Source organism: Methylophaga sp. UBA5088, assembly GCF_002414625.1.
Classification (GTDB): domain Bacteria; phylum Pseudomonadota; class Gammaproteobacteria; order Nitrosococcales; family Methylophagaceae; genus Methylophaga; species Methylophaga marina.
Genome location: NZ_DIAC01000126.1, coordinates 500 through 6,168, shown reverse-complemented (window position 1 = coordinate 6,168; position 5,669 = coordinate 500). Strand labels below are relative to the sequence as shown.

At 43.0% G+C, this 5,669-nt stretch carries 5 protein-coding genes; all 5 read right to left on the bottom strand.

Annotation, left to right across the window (positions count from 1 at the left end):
- Window positions 1–974: mechanosensitive ion channel family protein (locus B4K20_RS15570; protein ID WP_289283615.1), on the bottom strand; the 974-nt coding region annotated here is incomplete at its 3' end.
- A gap of 108 nt (window positions 975–1,082) precedes the next feature.
- The gene (locus B4K20_RS15565; RefSeq protein ID WP_289244381.1) at window positions 1,083–1,544 is read right to left on the bottom strand and encodes a DUF2721 domain-containing protein; all 462 of its coding nucleotides are present in this window, start codon (window positions 1,542–1,544) and stop codon (window positions 1,083–1,085) included.
- A 131-nt stretch (window positions 1,545–1,675) separates the two neighbouring features.
- Entirely contained in the window at window positions 1,676–2,443 is a 768-nt protein-coding gene (locus tag B4K20_RS15560) for an EAL domain-containing protein (RefSeq protein WP_289283614.1), read from the bottom strand.
- A 200-nt stretch (window positions 2,444–2,643) separates the two neighbouring features.
- The gene (locus B4K20_RS15555; RefSeq protein WP_289283613.1) at window positions 2,644–3,765 is read right to left on the bottom strand and encodes an ABC transporter permease; all 1,122 of its coding nucleotides are present in this window, start codon (window positions 3,763–3,765) and stop codon (window positions 2,644–2,646) included.
- Window positions 3,766–5,669: ABC transporter permease (locus B4K20_RS15550; RefSeq protein ID WP_289283612.1), on the bottom strand; the 1,904-nt coding region annotated here is incomplete at its 5' end.

The window sequence follows — 5,669 nt, the reverse complement described above, 5'->3', positions numbered from 1 at the left end:
TGTGTATCACTGGCCAGTTCTTGTGTGCTCACATCAGCATTGTCAGTATGTGGAGATTTTGTACTAGACGGCTCTGACATCACTGCTTGTGGCTGCCCCGTTTGCACAACAGGCAATCCTTGAGGAAAGATGACCTCTCTAGCATCATCCGGCATATTGATACCTGCCGCTTCCAATTTTCGTACGGTTTTGTGCATCAGCACTGAAGCCACCTTATTTAAGGCATATTGGTGGCCATCGACCCAAAAATTAATCACGATATTAATCGTGGATGAGCCTAATGAGTCAATCAGCACCTGTGGTTCAGGATCTTTTAGCACTTCATTTTGTTCATTTAATACCGACAAAATGGTCTGCCTGGATTGCTGGATGCTGGCATCATAGGCAATGCCTATAATAAAACTGCCTCTTACCCAGGGATTCGCCGAGAAGTTTTTAATCACATTTTTATAGATGGTCGCATTGGGTATTTGAATATGATTGCCATCGAAATCAACCAAGGTTGTGCCACGGGCCGTCACCTTATTTACAACGCCTTTCAACCCTTGCACTTCGATGACATCACCAATTAAAAAGGGTCGTTGAACACTCAGCAGCAAACTTGAAATGAAATTTTCGGCGATATCTCTGAACGCAAAACCAATGATAATACCCAGCAAACCAGTACCACTGACAATGGCGAGTGCGGCCTGCGTTAAACCAACAATATTCAGAAAGATATACAAGCCGACTAAGATAATAAATAGACTGATAATGCGCCTGATCACGTTCTGAACCAGATTACTGCTACTGATATAAGCAATGGGATGCACCAGCAGAGCAGAAAAGGGCCTTGCCAGTAAAAAGAAGATAAGAAAGACCAGTAGACCAATAATAAAAGAAGGCATCACCCTTATCGTGGCCTCCCATAGTTCACTCATCTGTGCCGACAATATGCTGATCGTGTCCGTTAATCCCACTGCGTCCTGTTCCATAGTGATGCCAAGTCTTATCAATAAATCAATGTTAATTAGAATGGAGTTGAAACCATAAGGAGTACACTTTGCTTGTCTATATCCACCTTGGTTACTACCCCAGTTTTATCAATGCTTTTTATTTTGCATTGATGGAATCATCTTATAACTATTGCGTGTGGCTAAATGCACTTCTCGGAGAAAAAAAGCCAGACCAATAACCAAGGCCATCGTCGAGCCCATAAATAACGCGCCTATCATCCAACGTAAATTGAAATCAAGCAGGGCTTCTAAAAACATCACAGAGACAACGGAGCAGATTAACAAAGCAGACAACACACACATGGTAATGGCATTACTGGCTGCTCGTCGGCGTAAACCCAATACAGCTATTTCTTCTCGACAAGGCTCAGACAGTTCCTTCCCTGAGGTCATTTTATCGGTTAACACTCTTGCTCGGTCTATGATACGCGCGAGCCGGTTAGCCATTACATTGAGAATACCGGCCATGCCGGTAAGAAGGAAAGCTGGTGTCAATGCCAACTGTACAGCATGGGTGACATCACCAAGATTGGCTAACCAGTTAATCATCGTAATGAGTTCTCTTAATTATCATGCGTTTTTTTATGTTGAGAGCATGTGAGACCGTACTCTATGTAAGCAATCGTTCATGCTTGTGTTTAGCGGACATATACTGTTGTTGAATACAGCCCGCTCATGAATCATTGGCTGGCCTGTCGGTAATGCCCATGATCTATTTCAGGTAAGCTTTCAAAACCAGGTTTCGCAAAATAATATCCCTGCATGAGTTTAATTCCGGCATCTCGTAACCAGGCATATTCCTCATAGGTTTCAATGCCTTCCGCCAAGGTTGTAATATTCAACTCATCGAACATGGTTATACAGTTCTTGATAATAGCTTGACGTACCTTATTCGAATCAATATGTCTGATGAGCGCCATGTCGAGTTTAATGATATCTGTCTGGAAGTCAGCAAGCAGATTGAGACCAGAGTAGCCAGAACCAAAATCATCCACTGCAGTCTTGAACCCTAGCGACTGATAATAATCAACGATACGTTTGACATGTTCTGTATCATCTATTTTTTCCACTTCTGTAAACTCAAACATGATTCTCTCTGTGGGAAAATCATATTGTTTTGCCGCTTCGAAGGTGGTGCGAATACACCGTTCTGGTACATAAACCGCGTTAGGCAGAAAATTAATGCTCAGCATGGAAGTAATATTTAATTTTGATGCCAGCGAGATAGCTTTCACCCGGCAGAGCTGGTCGAAAAGATAACGATTACTATCGTTGACTCGAGAGATTACAGAATATGCCGACTCGTTATTGATACCTCGGACTAGAGCCTCATACCCATAAATCGTCTCATTGCTGCAATTAATGATAGGTTGAAAGGCCATGGTAAAGTCAAAATCCAAATTATTGTCTTCTGTACAGCTTTGGCAGATTTTCTCTTCTAAATTCATGGTCTATCCCCTCCTTACTTTGGTTATGGCTTGTTACTGAGTTCTGTTAGTACTTGCGCCCCACAGAAAACAACTTAGCTTCATAACCTTATCTTTTTAAGACTTAATTTTATGGCCTTGACTCAAACTCAATGCGCTACACCTACACATACTGAAGTACCTTGAAAAACTTGTCCATTACATGTCACTAACAGCAGGGCTTATACCGTTGCCAGGCTTTTTCTGAATAAGAATAGTGCCATCAAAAAAAAGACACTACCTATCATTAAGTTAGCCAATAAATCCGGCCAGATAATGGCAAAATCAGCGCCCCGGTAAAGCACAGCCTGACTGGTACTGACAAAATGTGAGGTCGGAGCGAACTGCATAATATGTTGAACAATGTCGGGCATACTATCAAAAGGTGTCATGCCGCCCGATAACATTTGTAAAGGTAATATCAATAACAGCAATAAGAGACCGAGCTGGGGCATACTACGAGCCAGTGTGCCTAATAAAATTCCCAACGATGTGGTCGAGAATAAAAAGCAAGCGGTGCCCAGCTGAAATAACGCAATAGAACCCGCAATAGTCATATTCAGCCAGCCCTGAATAACCACATATAGTGAAAAGGTACTGGTGATTAGCACCACCAGTCCCATTGACCAAATCTTGGCGATCATAATTTGAAAAGGTGTAATGGGCATCACTAAGAGATGCTCCAGCGTGCCGTGTTCACGTTCACGAATTAATGCGGCACCTGTCAGAATGACTGACAGTAAAGTGATCATATTGATCAGCTCCATCACTCCACTAAACCAAGCACTATTCAGATTGGGATTAAATCGCATGCGAATAATTTGTTGCACAGCTGTTGACGACGCTGTGTTAGTAGTTTTCAGCAAATGTTGCACTTCTCTATCAATGATTTCGCTAATATAACCAGCGCCAATAAACGCCTGACTCATCATGGTGGCATCTATAGCCAGCTGAATTTCAGGCTGGCGACCAGCTAATAAATCTTTTTGAAAATCAGGGGGAATATCTAATACAAAGGTATACATTCCTGTATCAAGAGATTGATTCATCTGTGCGAGCGATATCTGTTCTGCCGGTTTAAAATGCGGTTCATAGAACGCCTCTGCAATATTGATAGATATCGGTGATTGATCCTCATCCACGATGGCAATGGGTGTGTTCTGGAGTTCTGTTGAGACGCTTTTGCCTGCTGAGTAGACCATCAATGTAAAAGCGATCAAAATGACCATCACCATTACGGGGTCCTGCACCAATGTCCGTAACTCTTTTACGCCAAGATTGACAATATTTTTCATACTACTCATTCAGCGATCCTGTTTCTTGAGTAATACAAAACTCAGACACATGATGACGACAATAGCCATGATCATAGGCCAATAAAAAGCTGTTAATTCCTCAAAACCCAATCCTTTGGTAAACGCGCCACGACATATCAACAAATAATAAGAGGCCGGATACATATGCCCTATGACATAGCCAGCGCCTTCAAGAGAGTTAATCGGATTGATAAGTCCTGCGTAATTCACACAAGGCACAATACTGCTAATCATGGCCAGAAAGATGGCTGCTATCTGGGTGTTGGTAAAGGCAGAGATAAACTGCCCCATGCAAGTAGCCACAATAATATAAAGAAAAGTCCCCACCAGTAAGGCCCAAAAACTACCCGTTAAGGGCACATCAAAGACCATATAAACCAGCCACATCAACATCAGAAAGTTCATCATGCCAATAATGATGTATGGCAATTGTTTACCTAATAAAAACTCAAGTCTATTGACCGGCGTGGCGTAGAAATTAGTGATGGATCCCAATTCTTTTTCTCTGACAATCGACAAGGCGGTGAGCATTGAGGTAATCATCAACAATAAAATGGGCATCACACCAGGCACCATTGAAATCAGACTCTCAACCTGAGGGTTGTACCGATACCTCGACACTAACTGATAGCTAGGGGTTACCTGAATACCTGACTCTCTGATACTGAGTTCTGACAAATAGCTAAGATGAAAGCCCTGCATATAGCCTTTGATCGTTTCAGCACGATATGGCATCGAACCATCAACCCAAACACCCACACTGGGCTGCTTACCATGACGCATATCTTTGCCATAGTCAGGCGGTATTTCGATAGCCACACCCAGTTCACCACTTCGCATGCGTTCATCCATGTCAGTGTCACTATAAAGTGGCTTTTTTTCTTCAAAATAGCGCGAGCCCGCCAGGCTTTGAATGTAATCTCGGCTCTCAGGAGACTGATCCCTATCCATCACCGCAAAGGGAATATCTTCCACATCAAGGCTGATTCCATATCCCAACACAAAAAGCAGAATCACCGTCCCTAAAAAAGCAAAGACCAAACGCACCGGATCGCGTGTAATTTCTAAAGCCTCACGCAGACTATAGGCGAGTAATCGTGTTAATGAAAAACCACCATGATGGATTTTATCTTGTTGGCTAGACATCGCTTTATCGGATAACAACTCGCTATCATCACTCTCTTCAACTTGCTGCTCTGTCAAGTAGGCAATAAACGCATCTTCAAGATTATCGCCCCCCTTGCTCTTACACAGTGCGTCGGGTGAATCCGTGGCAAGTACCGTTCCCGCATGCATGAGCGATATTCGGTCACAGCGCTGGGCTTCATTCATAAAATGAGTTGAGACAAAGATGGTCACACCCTGCTCTCGTGACAAGCTAATCAATATCTGCCAAAACTCATCACGTGCAATCGGATCAACACCAGATGTGGGCTCATCGAGAATGAGAATTTCGGGTTCATGAATGATCGCAACGGCCAGTGATAAACGTTGACGGATGCCTAATGGTAGATCCTTAGCGACATGAGCCTGATAACGTTTAAGGTCAAAATCGTTCAGCAGCTTATCAATACGTTGTTGTTGGTAAGCTTTTGCCAAATCAAACAACCTGGCATGTAATACCAGGTTTTGTCTGACCGTCAGTTCTTCATACAGAGAAAAGCCTTGTGACATAAAACCAACACGTTGGCGTATAGCGATATCTTTAGCATCGACAACGTCACCAAACAATCGTGCTTCACCAGAACTGGCCGGCAATAAGCCTGTTAACATTTTCATGGTCGTGGTCTTACCACAACCATTTGAACCCAGGAACCCGAAAATCTCACCACGCTCTATTTCAAAATTGACCTGATTAACCGCCGTAAAATCACCAAAGGTCTTTGATAAGT